The sequence below is a fragment of the Thalassolituus hydrocarboniclasticus genome (genome assembly GCF_025345565.1).
In the GTDB taxonomy this organism is placed as follows: Bacteria; Pseudomonadota; Gammaproteobacteria; order Pseudomonadales; family Oceanobacteraceae; genus Venatoribacter; species Venatoribacter hydrocarboniclasticus.
Genome location: NZ_CP054475.1, coordinates 2,661,229 through 2,680,976, shown reverse-complemented (window position 1 = coordinate 2,680,976; position 19,748 = coordinate 2,661,229). Strand labels below are relative to the sequence as shown.

Here is a 19,748-nt window from a genome sequence, read left to right as displayed (position 1 = left end):
TGGTTTACGCGGACGCGTGCTATAACGCGCGCGCTTCGTATTTATTTACTCCGCTGCCGCTTTCTTTTGTGGATACCACCATGCTGACGCCGTCTTCCGTCTTTAACGATGTTTACATTATTGAACCCAGAGCCTATGAAGATGAGCGCGGCTTCTTTATGGAAACCTTCCGTCAGGAATGGCTGGACGATCTGACCGGGGGCGCGGCGTTTGTGCAGGATAATCATTCGGCTTCCCATCAGGGCGTTTTACGCGGACTGCACTATCAGCTGGAACAACCGCAGGGTAAATTAGTGCGCGTGGTGGCAGGCCGTGTGTTTGATGTGATTGTCGACATGCGCCACACCTCACCAACCTTTGGCCGCTGGCAGGGCTTCGAATTATCCGCTGACAACCGCCATCAGTTATGGGTGCCGCCGGGTTTTGCCCATGGCTTTTATACTCTGAGTGAACGGGCCGAATGCCTGTATCGCTGTACCGGTTATTTTCACGCACAAAGCGAACGCATTCTGCGCTGGGATGACCCGGATCTTGCTATCCGCTGGCCGTTACAGGGCGAACCAAAATTGTCTGAAAAAGACGCCCGGGGTACCTCGTTTAAACAGTCTGATTATTTCTTATGACGCCGGTTAACGTATTACTGACCGGCGCAGGCGGCCAGCTGGGCCGGAGTCTGCAGGCAAGCTGCCCGGATTGGGTCAGACTGCGCGCCTGCGATCATCAGGCACTGGATATCTGCGACGACAACGCATTACGCCAGGCTTGTGACGGACAGCAGCTGGTGATTAACTGCGCCGCGTTTACCGCTGTCGATCAGGCAGAAACTCAGGCAGAAAAAGCGTATCGCATAAATGCTCAGGCTGTTGCGGTACTGGCAGAAATTTGTCGTCAGCAGGGCGCGCGTTTACTGCATCTTTCCACCGATTATGTGTTTTCCGCAGGCGGCAATACAGCGCTGACGCCCGAGGCTGAAACCGGCCCGCTGAATATTTATGGTCAGTCTAAATTGGCCGGTGAGCAACAGGCGGACAGTATTTTAAACGATGATCTGCTGGTTATCCGCAGCGCCTGGCTGTACAGCCATTATGGCCATAATTTTTTACGTACCATGCTCAAATTAATGCAGTCCGGTCGTGATCTGCAGGTGGTTAATGACCAGTACGGCTCACCGACTTCCGCAGCAGAGCTGGCTGAGGTTATCTGGCAGTCGGCGTGGCTGCTGTATAACGGGCAATTACAGGGTATTTATCATTGGGCGGGCAGCGGTGTTGCCAGCTGGTATGAATTTGCCTGTGAAATACAGCGGCTGGCGCTTAGCCTTGGGCTGTTAACACAAGCGGTCAGAATTACTCCGCTCAGCAGTGTTGCCTATGCTGCAAATAATCCGGCGATTCTCGCTCAACGTCCGGCGTTTAGCGCGCTTGATCCGGCGGCATTAAATGCCCGGCTGCAACGTCAACCTGTCTGCTGGCGAGAAAGTCTGCAGCGTAGTCTGGTCGTTTTCTGAATAAAGGGTGGTGTAATAAGCAGCATCTGCACCGCACTGGTTTGCGGCTCATTAACGGGCTGAGCAGAACGCTCAGCCGCGTTAAATACTGCAGCCTCAGTTGTTGGCGTGCAGTTCTTCGTTGAGCTGAATGGCGCTCTTGTTGGTCACGCACTGAACGGCACCGGTGATGGAATCACGACGGAACAGCAGGTCGGATTTACCGGCCAGATCACGGCCTTTAACCACTTCAACCACGTTTTTCTGATCGTCCAGTACCTGAATTTTGGTACCGGCGGTGACGTACAGACCGGCTTCAACGGTGCAGCGGTCACCCAGCGGGATACCGATACCGGCGTTGGCGCCGAGCAGGCATTTTTCACCGACAGAAATAATGATGTTACCGCCGCCAGACAGGGTGCCCATGGTGGAGCAGCCACCGCCCAGATCAGAACCGTCACCGACCACAACGCCGGCAGAGATGCGGCCTTCAACCATAGAAACGCCCATAGTACCGGCGTTAAAGTTAACAAAGCCTTCGTGCATGATGGTGGTGCCTTCGCCGATGTAAGCGCCCAGACGCACGCGTGCGGTGTGTGCAATACGCACGCCTTTCGGTACCACGTAATCGGTCATGCGCGGGAATTTATCCACGCTGTTGACGCTCAGCAGGTCGCCGTTCAGGCGGGCTTCCAGTTGTGCAGCTGGCAGCTCATCCAGATCGACTGCGCCTTTATTGGTCCAGGCAACGTTGGGCAGCAGGCCGAAGATACCGGCCAGATTCAGACCGTGTGGTTTTACCAGACGGTGAGACAGCAGGTGCAGCTTGAGGTAAACCTCTGGGGTAGAAGAGGCCTGTTCATCGGCGGCCAGAATAGTCACCACAACCGGCTTTTCGCTTTCGGTACAGGCGCGGGCCAGGGCAGCCTGCAGCGGATCGGCGCTGTCGAGTGCTGCAGCAAAGGCTTCCAGTTCGCCACCGTCAACATCCAGGGCAACGTTGCCTTCTTCATAGCCCAGAGCGCTTTTGGCGGCGTCAATCAGGGCGGCGGCCGGGTTCAGCAGTGGCTGCGGGTAAAATACTTCGAGCCAGTCACCTTTGCTGTTTTTGGTGCCGACACCAATGGCCAGGGCAAATGCGTTTGTCATAGTCATTCCTCAGATCGGGCGCGAATGCGCGTTCTAACGTAATTAATGAAATATTCAGAATTTCAGTTCGGTGTATTCGGTAACGCTGAAGCCAAGTACTTTGGCGCTGCCGGTATCCAGCAGCGGACGTTTGATAATGGACGGGTTATCCAGCATCACCGCACGGGCGCTTTGTTCATCAATATTGTCTTTGATGTCGTCCGGCAGTTTGCGCCACGTCGTACCGCGCTTGTTCAGCAGGGCTTCATAGCCCAGTTCGCTGATCCAGCCATCGAGTAATTCAGGGCTTAAGCCGTCTTTTTTGTAGTCATGAAACTGGTATTCAACACCGGCGTCTTCCAGCCACTTACGGGCTTTCTTGATGGTGTCGCAGTTTTTAATGCCGTACATGGTGATCACGGTGCGCTCCTGTTTTACCTGCGTTTATCTTGTATTGCCCGGTGCGGATCGGTGCTGTTAGCGGACGCTGCCGGGTGAAAATCCGGATCAATACACCGGGTACCAAAAAAGAGGCGCAAGGATACCAGAAGGCGGGCAAGGGTTCAGCCGCTGGTGATCCGCCGTCCGCTGTCTAGTCTTAAAGAATGGTGTGTAAGCGGGACGGTGGTGTTGCCGTTTTGTCGTTCTATCTGAAGCGGAATCAATAAATGATCGGAAAATACGCCCGGCGGCAACTCAGAGTCCGGTTCGTTATCGCCTTAGTCTCAGGGCTGCTACTGAGTCTGCTGCTGTCGTTGCATGTTGAACGCCTCAATAACGAACATGTGCAGACACTGTTGAATGAGAAGGCCGATAATCTGGTGCATCAGATACAGGAACGCATCGAGCTGTATCAGTACGGCTTGCGGGGTATGCGTGGCGCTGTGCTGACTGCCGGTGACGATCTGAGCCGGGAGTTGGTAAGCCGTTACAATGCCACCCGCAATGTGGATGAAGAATTTCCCGGAGCCCGGGGGTTTGGTTTTATCCGCCGTGTCGAACCTGATGCCGAAGCGTCTTTTCTGCAGGCCGCAAGAGCTGATGGCTGGCCGGATTTCACTATCCGTCAGCTGTCTGTGCACAGCGGTGAACGCTTTGTTATTCAGTATATTGAGCCGGTAGAGCGCAATCTGGCAGCCGTCGGGCTGGATATCGCGTCAGAAACTAACCGTCGTGAAGCGGCCTGGTCTGCGTTGCTCAGTGGCGAGGTGTATTTAACCGGTCCTATTACCCTGGTGCAGGCTACGGGCAACCCACAACAATCCTTTCTGATTCTGCTGCCGGTGTATCGCGGTGGTCATACCCCGGCGAGCCGGGAAGAGCGTCTGGCACGGGGGATTGGCTGGAGTTATGCCCCTTTGCTGATGGAAGAAGTTCTGGCCGATCTGCACTTATTCGACAACGACCTGAAGCTGGAGCTGACCGATACCACTGACGAAACCCAGCCGGTTCTCTTTTTTACCAATGCCACGGGGCAGTCGCTGGCGGCAATTGCTCCTTTTCAACAGGAGCAACGGATCTATGGCCGGAACTGGCAGTTCCGTGTGCAGGCTTACCCGGCCTTTGTAAAAGCACAGCATATAACCTCTCCTTTGCTGGTGTTTGTGCTGGGGGCGCTGATCAGTGTGCTGGCCAGTACGCTGTTTGCCATGTGGCTGAACAGCCGTCTGCGTCGTGAGGAGTTTGTGGCGCAACAGGCGAGGCTGGCGGCCATTGTTGAAAGTTCAGCCGACAGCATTATCAGTCAGGATTGCCACGGCATTATCCGCAGCTGGAATCAGGCCGCTGAAAGCATGTTTGGCTTTACTGAAAATGAAGCATTGGGGCAGTCGCTGGCCGGATTGATTGTGCCTGCGGACCTGCATGAGCAGGAACATGAGATTTGCGTAGCCGCGGCAGATGGCTTACCGCTGTTACCCAAGGAAAGCCGGCGCCTTCATGCGGATGGGCGGGAGATCGAGGTTTCTGTTTCTTATGCGGTCATCCGCAATGCGGCCGGTAAGCCTGTTGGCCTGTCGGAGAGTATTCGTGACATTTCTGCGCAAAAAGCGGCTCAGGCACAAATCATCGAGCTGAACACTAATCTTGAACGTCAGGTAGAGGAGCGTGCCGGTGAGGCACAACGTCTCAGTCAGCTGCTGCAGGGCGTGCTGGATTCCGCTTCTGAAGTTTCCATTATTGCCACCGATAAAGAAGGCACGGTGACCCTGTTTAATCAGGGGGCTGAACGCATGCTGGGGTACAGGGCAGAAGAATTTGTCGGGCTGCAGACTCCGGCTCCTTTACATCTGGCCGAAGAAATCGAAGCCCGTTCAGTGGAACTGGAGCGTCAATACGGCGGAGAAATCCGCGGCTTTCGCGTCTTTGTCCACAAGCCGGAGCTGTTCGGCAGTGAAACCCGCGAATGGACCTATGTGTGTAAAGATGGCGAACATTTACAGGTCAGCCTGTCTGAGACGGTGATGCGTGATGTTGCAGGTGAGATCGTTGGTTATCTGGGCATTGCGGTCGATATCACGGCGCGCAAAGCCAGTGAAGCGGCGCTGGAAAAAAGCCTGATCACGACTCAGGCCATTCTCGATACGGCGGTTAATCCGATTATTACCATCGACAGTTTTGGCATTATCCGGTCGTTTAACCCGGCCGGTGAGCAAACCTTTGGCTACCAGGCTGAGGAGGTGATTGGTCAGAATGTCAGCGTACTGATGCCGGAGCCTTTTGCCTCGCGCCACGATCTGTATATGCAGCGTTTCCGTGAAATGACCGGCAACCGGGTGATTGGTATTAACCGTGAAATTCAGGCCCGCTGTAAAGACGGCACGATGTTTCCGGTGCAGATCAGTCTCGGTGCCATGATGCTCGGCGACGAACGCATTATCGTTGGTATCATGACCGACATCAGTGAGCAGCGGGCGCAGCATGAGGCTCTGGCGGCAACCTCTGCCCAGTTGTCAATGGCGGCCGAGGTTGCTGAATTAGGTGTCTGGTCCTGGACCCCGGAAAGCAATGAGCTGCAATGGAACGACCGTATGTTTGAGTTGTACCAGCAGCCTTCCGAACTGCGTGACGGTGGTCTGCACTATAAACACTGGCGGATGCGTATTCACCCGGATGATCTGGCCCGCACAGAAGAATCGCTGCAGGCAGCGATAGAAGGCCGCGGTGTTTATGATCCGGTTTTCCGTATTGTGCTGCCGGATGGTCGGGAACGCAGTGTTCAGGCCGGAGCGCAGGTTGAACGCTCGGAAGATGGCACCTTACTGCGCGTAACCGGCATTAACCGTGATATTACCGAGCAGCTGCAGTATGAAACCCGCCTGCGTGAAGCGAAAGAAGCCGCGGATGCCGCCAGTGCGGCAAAGTCCGCATTTCTGGCCAATATGAGCCACGAAATCCGTACTCCGATGAATGCGGTACTGGGTATGCTCAAACTGGTGGCGCAGACCAATCTCAGCGAACGGCAACGGGATTACGTCAGTAAGTCACAGAGTGCCGCGACGTCGCTGCTCAGCCTGCTGAATGACATTCTCGATTATTCCAAGATAGAAGCTGGCAAACTGCAGCTTGACCGTCACCCGTTCAGTATTGATGAGGTGATGCGTAATCTGGCGGTAGTGATCTCCGGTACGCTTACCGATAAGCCGGTCGAAGTCGTGTTTGATCTGGATTTATCCCTGCCGCAATCACTGCTGGGCGACAGCAACCGCCTGCAACAGATTTTAATTAATCTGGCCGGTAATGCGCTGAAGTTTACCGCCGAAGGTTTTGTGAGAGTCAGCGCTAAACTGGCAGGGCAGGATGATGGTTGTGTGAGGGTTGCTTTCTCCGTCAACGATTCCGGTATCGGCATCTCGGCAGACAATCAGCAGCGTATTTTTGAAGGCTTTACCCAGGCCGAAGTATCGACCAGCCGCCGTTACGGTGGCACCGGACTGGGTCTGGTGATCTGTAAGCGCCTGCTGGCGATGATGGGCTCGGAACTGACATTACAGAGTACGCCGGGGCAGGGCAGTGAGTTCAGCTTTGAACTGACCTTACCATTGGTTACTGAGGCCGATTACCGTGCGAGTATGCAGCAATCACCGCTGCGGGTACTGCTGGTGGAAGACAACCCGCTGACCGCCGAACTGCTGCAGCGTGATGGCCGCCTGCTCGGCTGGCAGGTTGATCTTGCCGCCGGGGGAGCAGCTGCCATGAAGGCATTACTCCATGCCCGCGATCAGGGCAGCCCCTATCAGGTTGCCATACTGGACTGGCGCTTACCGGATGATGACGGTGTTGAACTGGCACACAGGATTAATACGGCCATGGCGAGTGATGCTCCGGCGATTGTGCTGATCAGTGCTTATGGGCGTGAATCCCTGAACGACGTCTTGTGCAGCGATAATCCGCCCTTCCACGATTTTCTCAGCAAGCCGGTGACACCGCTCCAGCTTGCTGAAGCCATTACGAGGGCACTGGGCCAGCCACAGGAAGCTCAGCCTGCAGAGCCAGAAGCCGCGGGCGGGGCACGCCTTGCCGGCATGACGATTCTGGTGGTGGAAGATAACGCCATCAACCGTGAAATTGTTTTTGAATTACTGAGCAGCGAAGGCGCCCGCGTCGATCTTGCCGAAGGTGGTCTGAGCGGTGTGGAGAAAGCGACCGCCCGGCCTGAAGACTATGATGTGATCATAATGGATATGCAGATGCCGGATATTGATGGCCTTGAAGCCACGCGACGAATCCGTGCTGACCGTCGCTGTACAGAACTGCCGATACTGGCCATGACCGCCAACGTGTCTGAGTCTGATCGGCAGGCCTGTTTGGATGCCGGTATGAATGCCCACGTAGGTAAGCCGGTTGATCTCGACGAGGTGGTGCAGGTGCTGCAGACTCTGACCGGGCGTGCGAGCGGAGGTAGCGGTTCAGATCTGCGCATTCTCTCCGGGGTAACGGAGCAACTATCTGAGCTTGAGGATACGGACACGCTGTTACAGCGTTTTGGTCACAACCGCAATTTGCTGGCTGAAATGACAGAGCGTTTTATGGCGGATATGAGTGCATTACTGCAAACCCTGGAACAACAGTGGCAGCAGAAACTCTGGCGTGACAGCAGTGCGACCCTGCATACCCTGAAAGGCACTTCCGCTACGATGGGGGCTGTGGCGCTGGCGCAGCGCAGCAGTGAGCTGGAGCAGCTGTTTAAAGATATGCCCGCAGAGCAGGAGCAATGCAGTCAGTATATCGTCTGGCTGGATGAACTGCAGACCTTGCTGCAGGGGGCATGTGCAGCATTGAGTACTCTGACTGGCCCGGCTTCTGCTGAAGTGCGGAACACGCATGAAGTCTGGCTGCCACAACGTTGGCGCACGGAGCTGGCGCAGCTGGAAGAACTGCTGAAAGCCAATAACCTGGCAGCGCTGGATCTGATTGAACGGTGGCCACGTGAGTGCTTTCCGGGAGACGCACCGGCATTTAAGCAGTTGCTGCAGGACATTGAACAGCTGGATTTTCTGGCTGCTCAGCAAAGGCTGAACAACTTACAGGAGCTGGAATGAATTCAGGTCAATCACTGGCGGAGCTGATTCCCGGGCTGACACGTAAGCCGCGTCTGATGATCGTCGATGATCAGACGGTGATTATCCGTATGCTGAATGAAATATTTAAGAATGAGTTTGAAGTCAGTATGGCCACCAGCGGTCGTCAGGCGCTGGACATGTGTGCTGCCAACCCGCCGGATATTATGCTGCTGGATGTGACGATGCCGGATATGGACGGCTATGAAGTCTGTACGGCATTGAAAGCAGATAACCTTCCGGAAAAATTTCCGGTTATTTTTGTTACCGGTCGCAGTGATGTATCGGATGAAGTCCGTGCATTTGAAATGGGGGCTGTCGATTTTATTACCAAACCGATTAATCCGGTGGTGGTGCATGCCCGTGTCCGCACACACGTCGTGCTGAAGCTGCAACAGGATATCCTGCGTTCATTTGCAATGAAAGATGGCCTGACCGGTGTGACAAACCGCCGCCGTTTTGATGAACTGATGCAACAGCACTGGCGGCAGGCACAAAGGGATAAAAGCCCCCTGTCGCTGATACTGATCGATATTGATCACTTTAAACAATATAACGATCACTATGGCCATCAGGCCGGCGATAAAGTGCTGCGCGACGTAGCCAATGCTATGCGTCTGGTGTTACAGAGACCCCATGACAGTCTGTCGCGTTATGGCGGTGAGGAGTTTGCCTGTTTGCTGCCGGGTACGGATGAAGCCGGTGCCGCTTTTATGGCTCAGCGTCTGCTGGAGTCCGTACGTTTACTGGCCATACCCCATGAGTTCTCTTCCAGTGGCTCTTTGCTCACTATCAGTGCCGGTATTGCTACCGTCATTCCAGCGGTCGGGCAGACCGCTTCCGGGCTGATCGCAGCGGCCGATGAACAGCTTTATTGCGCCAAGCATGATGGGCGCAACTGTGTCCGTCAGGTTGTGCTCAGCGGCTGAGCGCATTCGTATCATCGGCGGCTCTTCTGCTGCAGTATTTTGTCTGAGTTTTAAGCCGTTATCCGGCGTTCCCATCTGAGAGTTTTGTCGTATCTGTCAGGGTGTTTATCTGTGAGCTTTATCAATGTGTCTATGCTGAATGCCAGACATAGGCTTCACAGGGAGACTCAGCATGGGACTGCTGAAATCATTCAGTGTAAAAGGCAAGCTTCTGCTGTTAATTGCCGTGCCGCTACTGGTTTTGCTGGTATTGCAGGGACGCTGGTTGCTTGATGGCCTGAACCGGATGGAGGAGTTATCCGGTGTGCAGATATTGGTGCAGATCTCGGCTCTGAACAGTGCCTTAGCGCATGAATTACAAAAAGAACGGGGCATGTCTGCAGGTTTTCTTGGCAGCAAAGGCAAAGATTTTACTACTGCCCTGCCACAGCAGCAGAGCGTGGCCGATGAACGGCTGCGAGGCTGGAATAACTTTCTCAGCCAGCAGGATTTCAGCGTTTATCCGACTCTCAATCAGGCCATAAAAGATGTTCAGAGTAATCTGAAAAAGCTTAGTACTTTGCGTCAGGGAGTGCAGGCGCAGTCGGCAGTCCTGCCGGATGTGCTGGCATTTTATACCCAGACTATCGACCGGCTGCTGATTGTTCCGGCACTGGCCAGTGAGTATACCGGCCATGGTGAAACCGTGCGCCAGCTACAGGCGTATTACAGTTTTCTGCAGGGCAAAGAGCGGGCCGGTATTGAGCGGGCTGTTTTAAGTAATGTATTTGCCAGAGATGCTTTTACTCCACAACTGTTCGCCCGCTTTGTTCGTCTGGTATCGGAGCAGGATGCATTTCTGCAAAGCTTTGAACGCATTGCAGATGCTCAGGCTCTGGCAGCGTACCGTCAATTTCAGCAGTCAGCTGCAGTGCAGGATGTCTCACGTCTGCGCGAAAAAGCGCTGCAGAGCGACAGCGGTTTCGGGGTATCTCCCACCGACTGGTTTGCGGCAGCGACAGAGAGAATTGAGGCATTAAAAATTCTGGAAGACGGGCAACAGCAAGCGCTGCTGGATAATGCCAGCGGAATTCTGCAGGACACGCGGAATGAACTCTGGTTGGGAATACTGATTGCCGTTATCACCGTCAGTGTTACCGCATTGCTGGCCTTCTGGTTGTCGTATCTGCTGTACCAGCAGATACGACAACTGCATATCGGCCTGACCGCCGCAGGTAATGACCTGTGCCTTTACCAGCGGGTGCCGGTATTGCTGGATGATGAACTGGGCGAAGCTGCACGCGCCTGTAATCAGATGATGGAACGTATGGCATCGATGGTAGAACACATCAGCGCTATTTCTGAGCAGCTGACGCTGATTTCCATGCAGAACCACGTCACTATTTCACTCAGTACCAAAGGAATGGATCTGCAGCAGAATGAAACCGCAAAGGTCGTTACCGCTATTGGTCAGCTGGAGGTTGCCACCAAAGAAATTGCCGGCAATATCCAGCGGGTCGCTGATCAGTCGGATGCGGCTAACCATACCGCCGATAAAAGTGGCGAAGCGGTGCAGAGCAGTCTGAGTTACATCGGTCAGCTGGATGAAAAAATGAATCAGGTATCGACGGTAATCCGCAGCCTGCACGACAGTAGCGGTGCCATTGGTGGTGTGCTGAATGTGATCAAATCCATTGCCGAGCAAACCAACCTGCTGGCACTGAATGCTGCTATTGAAGCTGCGCGCGCCGGAGAGCAGGGGCGGGGCTTTGCTGTGGTCGCCGATGAAGTGCGCACACTGGCGCAGCGTACGCAGGATTCAACCTCAGAAATTGAAAGCATTATCGGCCGTTTTCAGCAGGAATCGAAACAGGCCTTTGTGGCGGTGGAGTCATCACAGGAAGCGGTACAGCACACGGTAAAACTGGCCTCATCGCTGGACGAGGAGCTGGGCCATATCCGCAGTGCGGTGCGAACCATCCGTGATATGAGCGATCAGGTAGCGGCGGCGGCCGAAGAACAGGTGGCCACCAATCAGGAAGTCGCAGGCAGTGTGCGCAGTATTTATAAAATTGCCGAGCACACCGTCGCGACGTCTAACTTTATGCGTAAAACCGCGAAAGAGCAGCGGGAGCTGGCCGGCAAACTGACCAGCCTGGCGGCTGAGTTTGTACTCAGCCCTAAGTAGTTTTTAAAGCACCGTGCTTAAGCAGCGGCCGCTAAAACGGCCGCAGTTCTGAATTTCCTGCAGGCAGACCTCATGAGCCATCGGATATCGGTGGCTTTCTGCATTGATGCCCGACTGTGCCAGCAACCGGCTGGCTTCTTCGCCCAGCTCCGGGCTGACCACGCCGTCATAATCACCATGAGCAATCAGTACCGGCAGATGCTGATTGGCGGCGTTTATTGGCAGCGGGCGGGCAATATAGGTTGATAACGCCATCAATCCGGCCAGTGGTTGCGGATAGCTGAAGGCGGTTTCATAAGCCACGGCTCCGCCCTGGGAGAAACCGGCCAGCAGAATCCGCCGGCTGTCGATACCCGCGGCAATTTGCTGATCGATCAGAGTGTGGATGCGCTGTACGGAGTCACTCAGTTGCTGGCCATCAATCTGACGTCTGGGGCTGGTGGCCAGTAAATCGTACCAGCTGGGCATCAGCATGCCGCCATTAATGGTTACCGGCTGCTCTGGTGCATGCGGATAAATGGCACGCAGCACGGGTGGCTGAGCGGTATTGAGAGCCTGTAACAAATGCGGCAGCACCGGGACAAAATCATCACCGCTGGCACCCAGACCATGCAGCCAGATAATACAGCTGTCGGCTGGTGTTGAAGGTTCCAGAACGATGCGGTCGGGAAAGTTCTGGCGCTGATAGGTTGGACTGGTCATAAATGGCTCCATAGCTGAGGCGGCCAGTATAACGCTTCTGGCTGCAAACAGACGTCAGAGCATGCGTCGCAATAACCGCTTACTGACGCATTTGGGCAGCACGCGTGCCAGACGAATCAGCCAGCTTAACGGGCCGGGAAACAGATAGTCGTCACGGCCACTCAGCAGGCCCTGCAGCATCCGTTCTGCGCCTTTGCTTTCGCTGATGGCAAAAGGGGCGGGCATATCGTACTGGTTAACCCGCGCGGTCTGCACAAAGCCCGGATACAGCGAAATAAATTTCAGCCCTTCAGGTTCCAGCTCAACCCGGCAGCTGTCCATCAGCAAGCGGGCGGCGGCTTTGGCTGCGCTGTACGGCCCCTGCATGGGTAAGCCAATGAATCCGGCCAGAGAATTGGTATGAGCGATGGTGCCACGTAATCCGTGTTTATCCGCCTGCTGGCTGCGCATCGCAGCGATCAGCGGCGGCAGAAAATTCGCCAGACTCAGATAATTCAGTTCCATGCATTGGCGGATATCGGCAACGGAGGTTTCTGCCATGCGCTGTTCAGGGCCGGCGCCGACATTGAGTAATGCCAGATCAATACGCCCGAACTGAGCCATTGCCAGAGATACGGCATTGTTAGTGTCTTCTTCCCGGCAGGCATCACCGCAGACGGTCAGTATCTCACACTGCAGTGCGCGTAACTGATCTGCCAGCTCCTGCAGTTCGTGCCGGCGGCGGGCAAACAGAATAAAGCGGTTAGGCCTCTGTGCAATTAACAGTGCCAGCTGGCGGGCCATGCCGGCGGAAGCGCCGGCAATCAGGATGGTTTTATGCTGCAGGTCGCTGTTTGCACACCGACTGAACATCTCAGGCGCCAAGCAGCCAGCGGGTAAAGAAGGCGACACCGACCCCGAGATAATTACCGACGATATAGCCGATGATCGCCGCGGCGAAGCCCGGCAGAATGATCTCGCGGTTTTTCAGTGCTCCGGCAATCACCGGAATAAAAGGCACCGACATAATGGCGGCCGATGAGGTGATTAAAAAGGTGTCGGTATCAATATCCAGAAGGCGACAGATAATGGCCTGCAAAATCAGCGAGCCGATCAGAATAATGCTGATATAGGCAAACAGGTCGACGTTCAGGTTGGTAACAATACTGGTATCGGTCATGGTGCCGGTGGTGAAACAGAACACCAGAATCAGGTACATCCCCAGCTGAAAGCTGTTGGGCAGGTTACGGATGGCCGGCACAAAAGATGCCAGCACGCCCAGCGTGGTGATGGTAATGATGGTCACCGCGGAACTCATACTGCCAGGCACCAGTGAAGCCACGCCCAGCGCGATGACGACGCTTATGGCGGACAACAGCAAAGCCAGAGCAGTCTTTGGCAGCGCTTTGACATTGGCCAGCACTTTGTAGGCGTTGGCGGTTTCATCGGCCATATGACCAAACTTTTCTTCTTCTGTGTGATAGGCGTGTTCGCCCTGACTGCGGTAAGGGCGCAGGAAGCGGCTGAAAATCGGCTTGGCCAGTGTCATCACAAACATCAGATACAGTGCCGACAACAGAATGTCGTAGGTGATCATGGTGGTGAAGGTATTTTCATCGGCTTCGATAGCGGTTTTGATGGCGGCCATATTAGGCCCACCGCCGGTGTAAGCGCCGACCGACATGCCGGCAATCTGCCAGACATTGGTCAGCGAATCCGCATAAATAAAAGCCCCGGCGGCACTGGCGATAATGACGGCAATTAAGGCTACCCCCATGCTTTTCATGGTGTCACCGGCCATACCGAATGAGGCTTTTACATCAATGGAAAACACCAGCAGCGGCAAGGCCAGTGCGATGGCAATTTCTGACAGATTGGTTTGTACGGCTTTCAGTGTTTCGGCACCTGCCAGATCCGGTAGCATTCCGGTAGCGGCCAGAGCGATGCCGCTGGCAAATGACAGCACAACCACGCCAAGCTTATCCAGCCAGCTGACACGCTGGCAGAGAACAACCAGCAGTGCCGGTATTAACAGGTAGGCAATCAGGGTAATAACAGCAGACACGATGGTTCCTCGGTATTTTTATTGTAGGGATAATGGCTGGTCAGGCATTGGCATTCAGGGCTTCTGTTCCCGGCAGGCTCTGCAGCTGGCCGCTGGGCGGGAACTTGTCCGGATAACTGAATACCGGCCACCATTCGGTTATCCGGCCCTGCTCATACAAAGCAATATTGCCGAATTGCAGAAAGACCGATTCGCTCTGGGTCGGGCGGAAAAACAGATAATCGTCAGGTTTAATATCATGGCCGTCCGGTAACTCGTACAGCTCCTGATTACTGGAGTGGCCAAAAATACTGGCACGCTGGCACGGATCCGGGTAACAGGGTTGTGCCAGCCAGTTACCGCCGTAAATAAAACAGGCCTGATGGGGCAGACGGCCGAATAAGCGCAGTAAGCGTGACAGACCGCTGGCCATCGGAATTTCCGGGTCTTTCACTATCTTCAGTACCGGTGCGGCAATAAAGACCGCCGGCTGGTGATGTTCCAGTGTGAATACATCAAAATCGGTCGGTTTAACCAGTGCTGAGGCCGTGGCAATTTCGTTCACCAGTCCAACGCTGTCCTGCTCATACAGCGGATAGGTTGAGCTGCCGCCGGTATTCAGACACAACCCATCCAGCGCCTCCTTACCAAGGGTTTCAGTAATCATTGTGGTGAACTGGCGGTAGCTGTCTTTGGCCTGCTGCAGGGCTTTATCGCTGCCTCCCAGTACTCCCGGAATTTTGCTGATATGGGCTTCATAACCCATCAGTCCGGACAGCGTCAGCAGCGGAGAGGCGGCGATGGTTTGCAGCGCCTGCATAAAATGTTTATCGGGCAGAAAGCCACCACGGTGCAGCCCAACATCAATTTCCAGATTGATACGCAGGCTCAGGTTCAGTTCCCGGGCCATGCTGGCGTATTGCTGCAGGCGCTCGTTACTGTCGATCAGCCACTGCAGCTGCAGTTCCGGAGCAAAGCACATGCTGCTGGTTTGCTGGCTGTGCCACTGGTAAAAATGGCGCGCCGCAGCAATCGGCATCGGCTTTCCCATCAGAATATCGGCGGCGGGAATATGCTCAACCAGATGCATCAGAAACGGCAGATGAAAGCTCATCAGGCGCTGAGTGCCGGTACGGCGCATGATGTATTGCAGCAAGGGAACCGATGGTAGAGACTTGGCGACAATGCGGTAATCGAAGCCGCGGTTCAGCACATCGATCAGGTGATCAATGTTGCGATCCAGGCGTTCTTTATCAATGACCAGCGTGGGAGTGCAGATACCTGCCTGCTGCAGATCCCGGGTCAGGTTCTGAAAATACATTTTGGTCATGGCGTTTGAGTCTTAGGCAGTTCCGTTATAAGCATGGTGCTGATCGCTGACGGTTTATTGTTGTTGGTGGTACATATGTACCATATTTTTTCAGGGGCGTCATGACGGAGTTATGCCACAGGCTGGCCGGCAAACCCAGCCACTGGCCGCAGGTGACTCGCGAAGCAGGGAAAGTCACAGAAACTGCAGAGTGCAGATATAAAAAAAGCGCCTTTAAAAAGGCGCTTTTTTTATCAACCGCAGGCCGGTTACAGCCAGATTGCGCGGAAGATAAAGAAGAAAATAATCGACAGCAGCGCACCTGCGGGCAGGGTTACCAGCCAGGAAACGAAGATAGAGCCGATTTTGCGGTAGTTCAGGGCATCGGTACCCATGGCCAGACCAACACCCAGAATGGCGCCAACCAGAACATGAGTGGTGGAGATTGGCAGGCCGGTGCCTGAAGCAACCACTACGGTGGTGGCGGCAGCCAGAGTGGCGGCAAAGCCACGGCTAGGGGTCAGTTCGGTAATGCCGGAACCGACGGTGGCGATCACACGATGACCAAAGGTCACCAGACCAATCACAATACCCACGGCACCGACCAGCAGAATCCACATCGGAACCGCTGCCTTGGCGGCAATTTCACCACTGTGGCTGACCACACTATAAACCGCGGCAACCGGACCAATGGCATTGGCCACATCGTTGGAGCCGTGAGCGAACGCCATGGCGCAGGCGGTAAAGATCATCAGCACAGCGAAGACTTTTTCGACGTTAGCCAGATGGATCTCTTCAGAGACTTCCGGATCGGCATGGATGCGGCTGACAAAGAAACGGCCAATCGCCATAACGCCAACACCAATCAGCAGGGAGATCCAGATTGCGTCGGTAAAATCGAGCTTCAGGCCCAGATGCTTAAGACCTTTCAGCAGGGTTACCATGGAGATAACGAAGCCGACCAGCATGATGTAGAACGGCACCAGACGCTTAGACTGAGCGAAAGGGTCTTTGGTGTCGTGAATAAAATGTTTGACGCTTTTGTAGAGAACGTAAGAAATCGAACCGGCAATCACGGGAGATACAACCCAGCTGGCAGCAATATTGCCAACCTTGCCCCAGGCAACCGCTTCCATGGAAATGCCGACGGCGGCAAAACCAACAATAGCGCCAACGATAGAATGTGTGGTGGACACCGGCCAGCCCGCATAAGAGGCAATTAACAGCCAGGTTCCTGCCGCGAGCAGGGAAGCCAGCATGCCGAATACCAGCAGCTCAGGGTGCCCTGACATCACCGCCGGATCAATGATCCCTTTACGGATGGTTGCGGTGACTTCGCCTCCGGCAAAAAATGCACCGGCAAATTCGAAGACAATGGCAATAAAGACAGCTTGCTTGATGGTGATGGCTTTGGAACCAACTGACGTTCCCATGGCATTGGCAACATCATTTGCACCAATTCCCCAGGCCATAAATACACCGAAAATGCAGGCCAGGATGATAAATAAATGTCCCTGGTCGGCTATAAGTTCCATTGTGAACTCCTCGAAAAAAAGCGCGCGCATTCTAACGCAGGCATGGCGAAGTGCCTAGAACTTGTTTCTTAGTTGACGGGGAACTTTTGTCAAAAAAGGTCTGGCTGTGCTGCCAGCTGGCAGCACAGGGGAATGACAGAAAATCAGACGGGAGTCAGCGGAATCAGGCGGGCGCTGTGCTTCTGGCCGTAGCGGCGCATCTGCCACAGGCTGAGAACGATAAAGGCAAGGCTGCCACCAACCCACAGCAAGGAGCTGAGCGGGTGCTGAGACAGGCTGCCCAGCTGATAGACGATCACTGCGGTGGTATACGCCAGACCGGTACTCCAGCCGGCAACAAACAGCATCCAGCGCAGACCGGCCTCTCTGGCCATGGCGCCGAGGGTTGCCACGCAAGGAGTGTACAGCAGAACGAATACCAGATAAGAGAAGGCGGCCAGCTGGCTGCCAAACAGCGCATCCATGGTAGAGAAGGTCGTAACGTGTACTCCTTGTTCTTCACCCTGGTCGGCGCTGATCAGGCTCAGGCCGAGCGGATCAAGCAGATTGTCGGCGATGCCGGCAAAATTATCCGGAATGGTTTGCAGTGCTTCCAGCAGCCCGGCGCTGAGCGAGTATTCACTGTCAGCGGTTGTTTCCGGGCTGTACAACGCATCCAGTGTGCCCACCACAGCTTCTTTGGCGAAGATACCAGTGATAATGCCGACGGTGGCGGCCCAGTTATCTTCCTGTACACCCAGCGGGGTAAAGACCGGGGTAATCACATGAGCAATTTTCGACAGCACCGAGTTTTCTTTATTCTGGTTGCCGAATGAACCGTCACTGCCCAGTGAGTTAAGGAAACTCAGCACCACCACCACGGTGATAATGGTTTTACCGGCGCGCAGACAGAAGGACTTCAGCCGCTCCCAGGTTTTGATCAGAATGCCTTTCACCGTCGGGATATGGTAAGCCGGCAGCTCCATAACAAAGGGCGTCAGATCCGGTTTGAACAGCGTGTTCTTCAGCGCAATACCGGTCAGCAGGGCCATCACAATACCCAGCACATAAAGGCTGAACACCATAAAAGCACCGTTTTCAGTAAAGAACGCGGCGGCAAACAGGGCATACACCGACAGGCGTGCGCCACAGGACATAAAAGGTGCCATGGCAATGGTGAGCAGGCGGTCTTTATGGGTATCCATGGTGCGTGCGGCCATTACCGCCGGTACGTTACAGCCGAAACCGACAATCAGCGGCACAAAGGATTTACCCGGCAGGCCGACGGCGCGCATCAGGCGATCCATCACAAAGGCCGCGCGGGCCATATAGCCGGAATCTTCGATTACCGATAAAAACAGATACAGTCCGCCGATCACCGGAATAAAGGTAGCAACCAGCTGAATACCACCCCCGAGACCATCGGCCAGCAGGGTTGCCAGCCATTGCGGGGCGCCGATGCCATCCAGCAGATAATGGGTGCCATCGACAAATACGGTGGCAAAGGCGATATCAAAGAAATCGATAAAGGCACCACCAATGTTAATGGCGAAGGTAAACATCAGGTACATCACGCCAAAAAAGAACGGTATACCCAGCCAGCGGTTCAGTACCCAGTCGTCGATACGCTCACTCAGGGTGCGGCCTTTGGTATTGATCGTCAGAGATTGCTGCAGAATATGCTGAATCGAGCGGTAACGGCTGTTGGCCATTAATACGTCAATCGGCTGACCATGCTGTTGCTCCAGCGACTGACGCAGTTGCTGGGCTAATGCCAGCACGGCAGAACGGCGCTCTTCAGGCAGCACTTCGCTGGCGTAAATATCGTTCTCCAGAACACGGGTGGCGCTCCAGAACGGATTGGCGACGGCTCCCTGCAGCTGTTCTTTCAGCTGGTTAACGGCCTGCTCAAAGTCGGTATCCAGTCGCAGCAGTGGCGTGGCAACAGTGGCATGTTCCAGATGATGGGCCAGAATGCGGCATAACTCTTCGATGCCACGCCCGGTAGAGGCGACAATAGGTACCACCGGCACACCGAGTTGTTGCGCCAGCAGCTGAGTATCAACATGGATGCCTTCGCGCTCGGCAACATCGAGCATATTAACGGCACAGACAACCGGTACGCCCATATCCAGTAACTGTGAGGTTAAGAACAGGTTACGTTCAAGGTTGCTGGCATCAAGGATATTAATGATCAGCTGGGCTTCGCCGCTTAAGGCAAATTCGCGCGCAATTTTTTCATCGGTCGACAGTTCATCGTCGTGACTGTCGAGGGCGTAGGTGCCGGGCAGGTCGACCAGCTTATGGCTGACACCGCGCAATACCAGATTACCTTCTTTACGCTCAACGGTTACGCCAGGCCAGTTGCCCACTTTTTGTTTGGCACCGGTCAGGGCGTTGAACAGGGTGGTTTTTCCGCAGTTCGGATTGCCGATGACACCAATAACAGCTCGGTTCATACGATGACTTCTACCTGAATAATGGAGGCTTCCTGCTTGCGCAGGCTGACAGAGGCGCCACGCAGCTGAATCTGCATCGGATCACCTAATGGAGCGAAGCGCCGTACTTCAATCTGAGCACCCGGCATTAATCCCAGCGCCAGCAGTTTGCGGCGGAAGTTGGCTTCGGTTGCAGTGAATCCGATTATACGGGCCTGAGTACCAACGCTGAGCTGATCAAGAGTTTGCGATGTCATGCTGATCCGGCGGGAAGGAAATAAACAGAAAAGATGATAATGTTTATCATTTGATAGTACAAGGGCTCAACATGCTTATTCGGCGCTTCCGTTGCTCCATGACAAAATCCGGCTATTTATAGCGATTTATTGAATAAGTTCCTTTGCGATAGGTGTATATTTATAAAACAGTCTGTTGTCATTTATATATTGAATTTTATTTATTGTTTAAGATGGATCTGCGCCGTTATAATCGCC

General features: G+C 54.4%; 14 protein-coding genes. 5 read left to right on the top strand and 9 right to left on the bottom strand.

Features of this window, described 5'->3' with window-relative positions:
• The first annotated feature begins 80 nt into the window (after nucleotides 1-80).
• Together rfbC and rfbD are read left to right on the top strand one after the other, a co-directional pair.
• The gene (rfbC, locus tag HUF19_RS11945; protein WP_260996839.1) at nucleotides 81-623 is read left to right on the top strand and encodes a dTDP-4-dehydrorhamnose 3,5-epimerase; all 543 of its coding nucleotides are present in this window, start codon (nucleotides 81-83) and stop codon (nucleotides 621-623) included.
• The gene (rfbD, locus tag HUF19_RS11940) at nucleotides 620-1,507 is read left to right on the top strand and encodes a dTDP-4-dehydrorhamnose reductase (protein WP_260996838.1); all 888 of its coding nucleotides are present in this window, start codon (nucleotides 620-622) and stop codon (nucleotides 1,505-1,507) included. Before rfbC ends, rfbD begins: the two co-directional genes overlap by 4 nt.
• Nucleotides 1,508-1,603: 96 nt before the next feature.
• Here rfbD and dapD read toward each other — a convergent pair whose 3' ends face one another.
• Together dapD and HUF19_RS11930 are read right to left on the bottom strand one after the other, a co-directional pair.
• Nucleotides 1,604-2,635, bottom strand: coding sequence for a 2,3,4,5-tetrahydropyridine-2,6-dicarboxylate N-succinyltransferase (dapD, locus tag HUF19_RS11935; protein WP_260996837.1), 1,032 nt, complete (start codon nucleotides 2,633-2,635; stop codon nucleotides 1,604-1,606).
• A 54-nt stretch (nucleotides 2,636-2,689) separates the two neighbouring features.
• Nucleotides 2,690-3,025 (bottom strand): ArsC family reductase, encoded by a 336-nt coding sequence (locus tag HUF19_RS11930; protein WP_436317767.1) that lies wholly within the window; start codon nucleotides 3,023-3,025, stop codon nucleotides 2,690-2,692.
• Nucleotides 3,026-3,282: 257 nt separating this feature from the next.
• On the opposite strand from HUF19_RS11930, the gene HUF19_RS11925 reads away from it, so the two are divergent.
• From HUF19_RS11925 to HUF19_RS11915, 3 genes are all read left to right on the top strand, one after another.
• The gene (locus tag HUF19_RS11925) at nucleotides 3,283-8,154 is read left to right on the top strand and encodes a PAS domain S-box protein (protein WP_260996835.1); all 4,872 of its coding nucleotides are present in this window, start codon (nucleotides 3,283-3,285) and stop codon (nucleotides 8,152-8,154) included.
• Entirely contained in the window at nucleotides 8,151-9,101 is a 951-nt protein-coding gene (locus tag HUF19_RS11920) for a diguanylate cyclase domain-containing protein (RefSeq protein ID WP_260996834.1), read from the top strand. The genes HUF19_RS11925 and HUF19_RS11920 overlap by 4 nt, the downstream gene beginning before the upstream one ends.
• 172 nt (nucleotides 9,102-9,273) lie before the next feature.
• Nucleotides 9,274-11,268, top strand: coding sequence for a methyl-accepting chemotaxis protein (locus HUF19_RS11915; RefSeq protein ID WP_260996833.1), 1,995 nt, complete (start codon nucleotides 9,274-9,276; stop codon nucleotides 11,266-11,268).
• Between the two features lie 3 nt (nucleotides 11,269-11,271).
• Here the strand turns inward: HUF19_RS11915 and HUF19_RS11910 are convergent, their stop codons facing one another.
• The 7 genes from HUF19_RS11910 to HUF19_RS11880 all read right to left on the bottom strand — a co-directional run bounded on the left by HUF19_RS11910 (nucleotide 11,272) and on the right by HUF19_RS11880 (nucleotide 19,511).
• The gene (locus HUF19_RS11910; protein WP_260996832.1) at nucleotides 11,272-11,970 is read right to left on the bottom strand and encodes an alpha/beta hydrolase; all 699 of its coding nucleotides are present in this window, start codon (nucleotides 11,968-11,970) and stop codon (nucleotides 11,272-11,274) included.
• Nucleotides 11,971-12,024: 54 nt separating this feature from the next.
• A complete protein-coding gene (locus HUF19_RS11905) occupies nucleotides 12,025-12,822 on the bottom strand; it encodes an SDR family NAD(P)-dependent oxidoreductase (protein WP_260996831.1) in 798 nt (265 codons plus the stop codon).
• A 1-nt stretch (nucleotide 12,823) separates the two neighbouring features.
• Nucleotides 12,824-14,014, bottom strand: coding sequence for a DUF819 family protein (locus tag HUF19_RS11900; protein ID WP_260996830.1), 1,191 nt, complete (start codon nucleotides 14,012-14,014; stop codon nucleotides 12,824-12,826).
• Nucleotides 14,015-14,054: 40 nt separating this feature from the next.
• A complete protein-coding gene (locus HUF19_RS11895; protein WP_260996829.1) occupies nucleotides 14,055-15,323 on the bottom strand; it encodes a DSD1 family PLP-dependent enzyme in 1,269 nt (422 codons plus the stop codon).
• 248 nt (nucleotides 15,324-15,571) lie between these two features.
• Nucleotides 15,572-16,837, bottom strand: coding sequence for an inorganic phosphate transporter (locus HUF19_RS11890; RefSeq protein WP_260996828.1), 1,266 nt, complete (start codon nucleotides 16,835-16,837; stop codon nucleotides 15,572-15,574).
• 143 nt (nucleotides 16,838-16,980) lie between these two features.
• A complete protein-coding gene (feoB, locus tag HUF19_RS11885; protein ID WP_260996827.1) occupies nucleotides 16,981-19,275 on the bottom strand; it encodes a Fe(2+) transporter permease subunit FeoB in 2,295 nt (764 codons plus the stop codon).
• On the bottom strand, nucleotides 19,272-19,511 hold the full coding sequence (locus HUF19_RS11880; protein ID WP_145470063.1) for a FeoA family protein: 240 nt from the start codon (nucleotides 19,509-19,511) through the stop codon (nucleotides 19,272-19,274). Before HUF19_RS11880 ends, feoB begins: the two co-directional genes overlap by 4 nt.
• Nucleotides 19,512-19,748 lie beyond the last annotated feature (237 nt).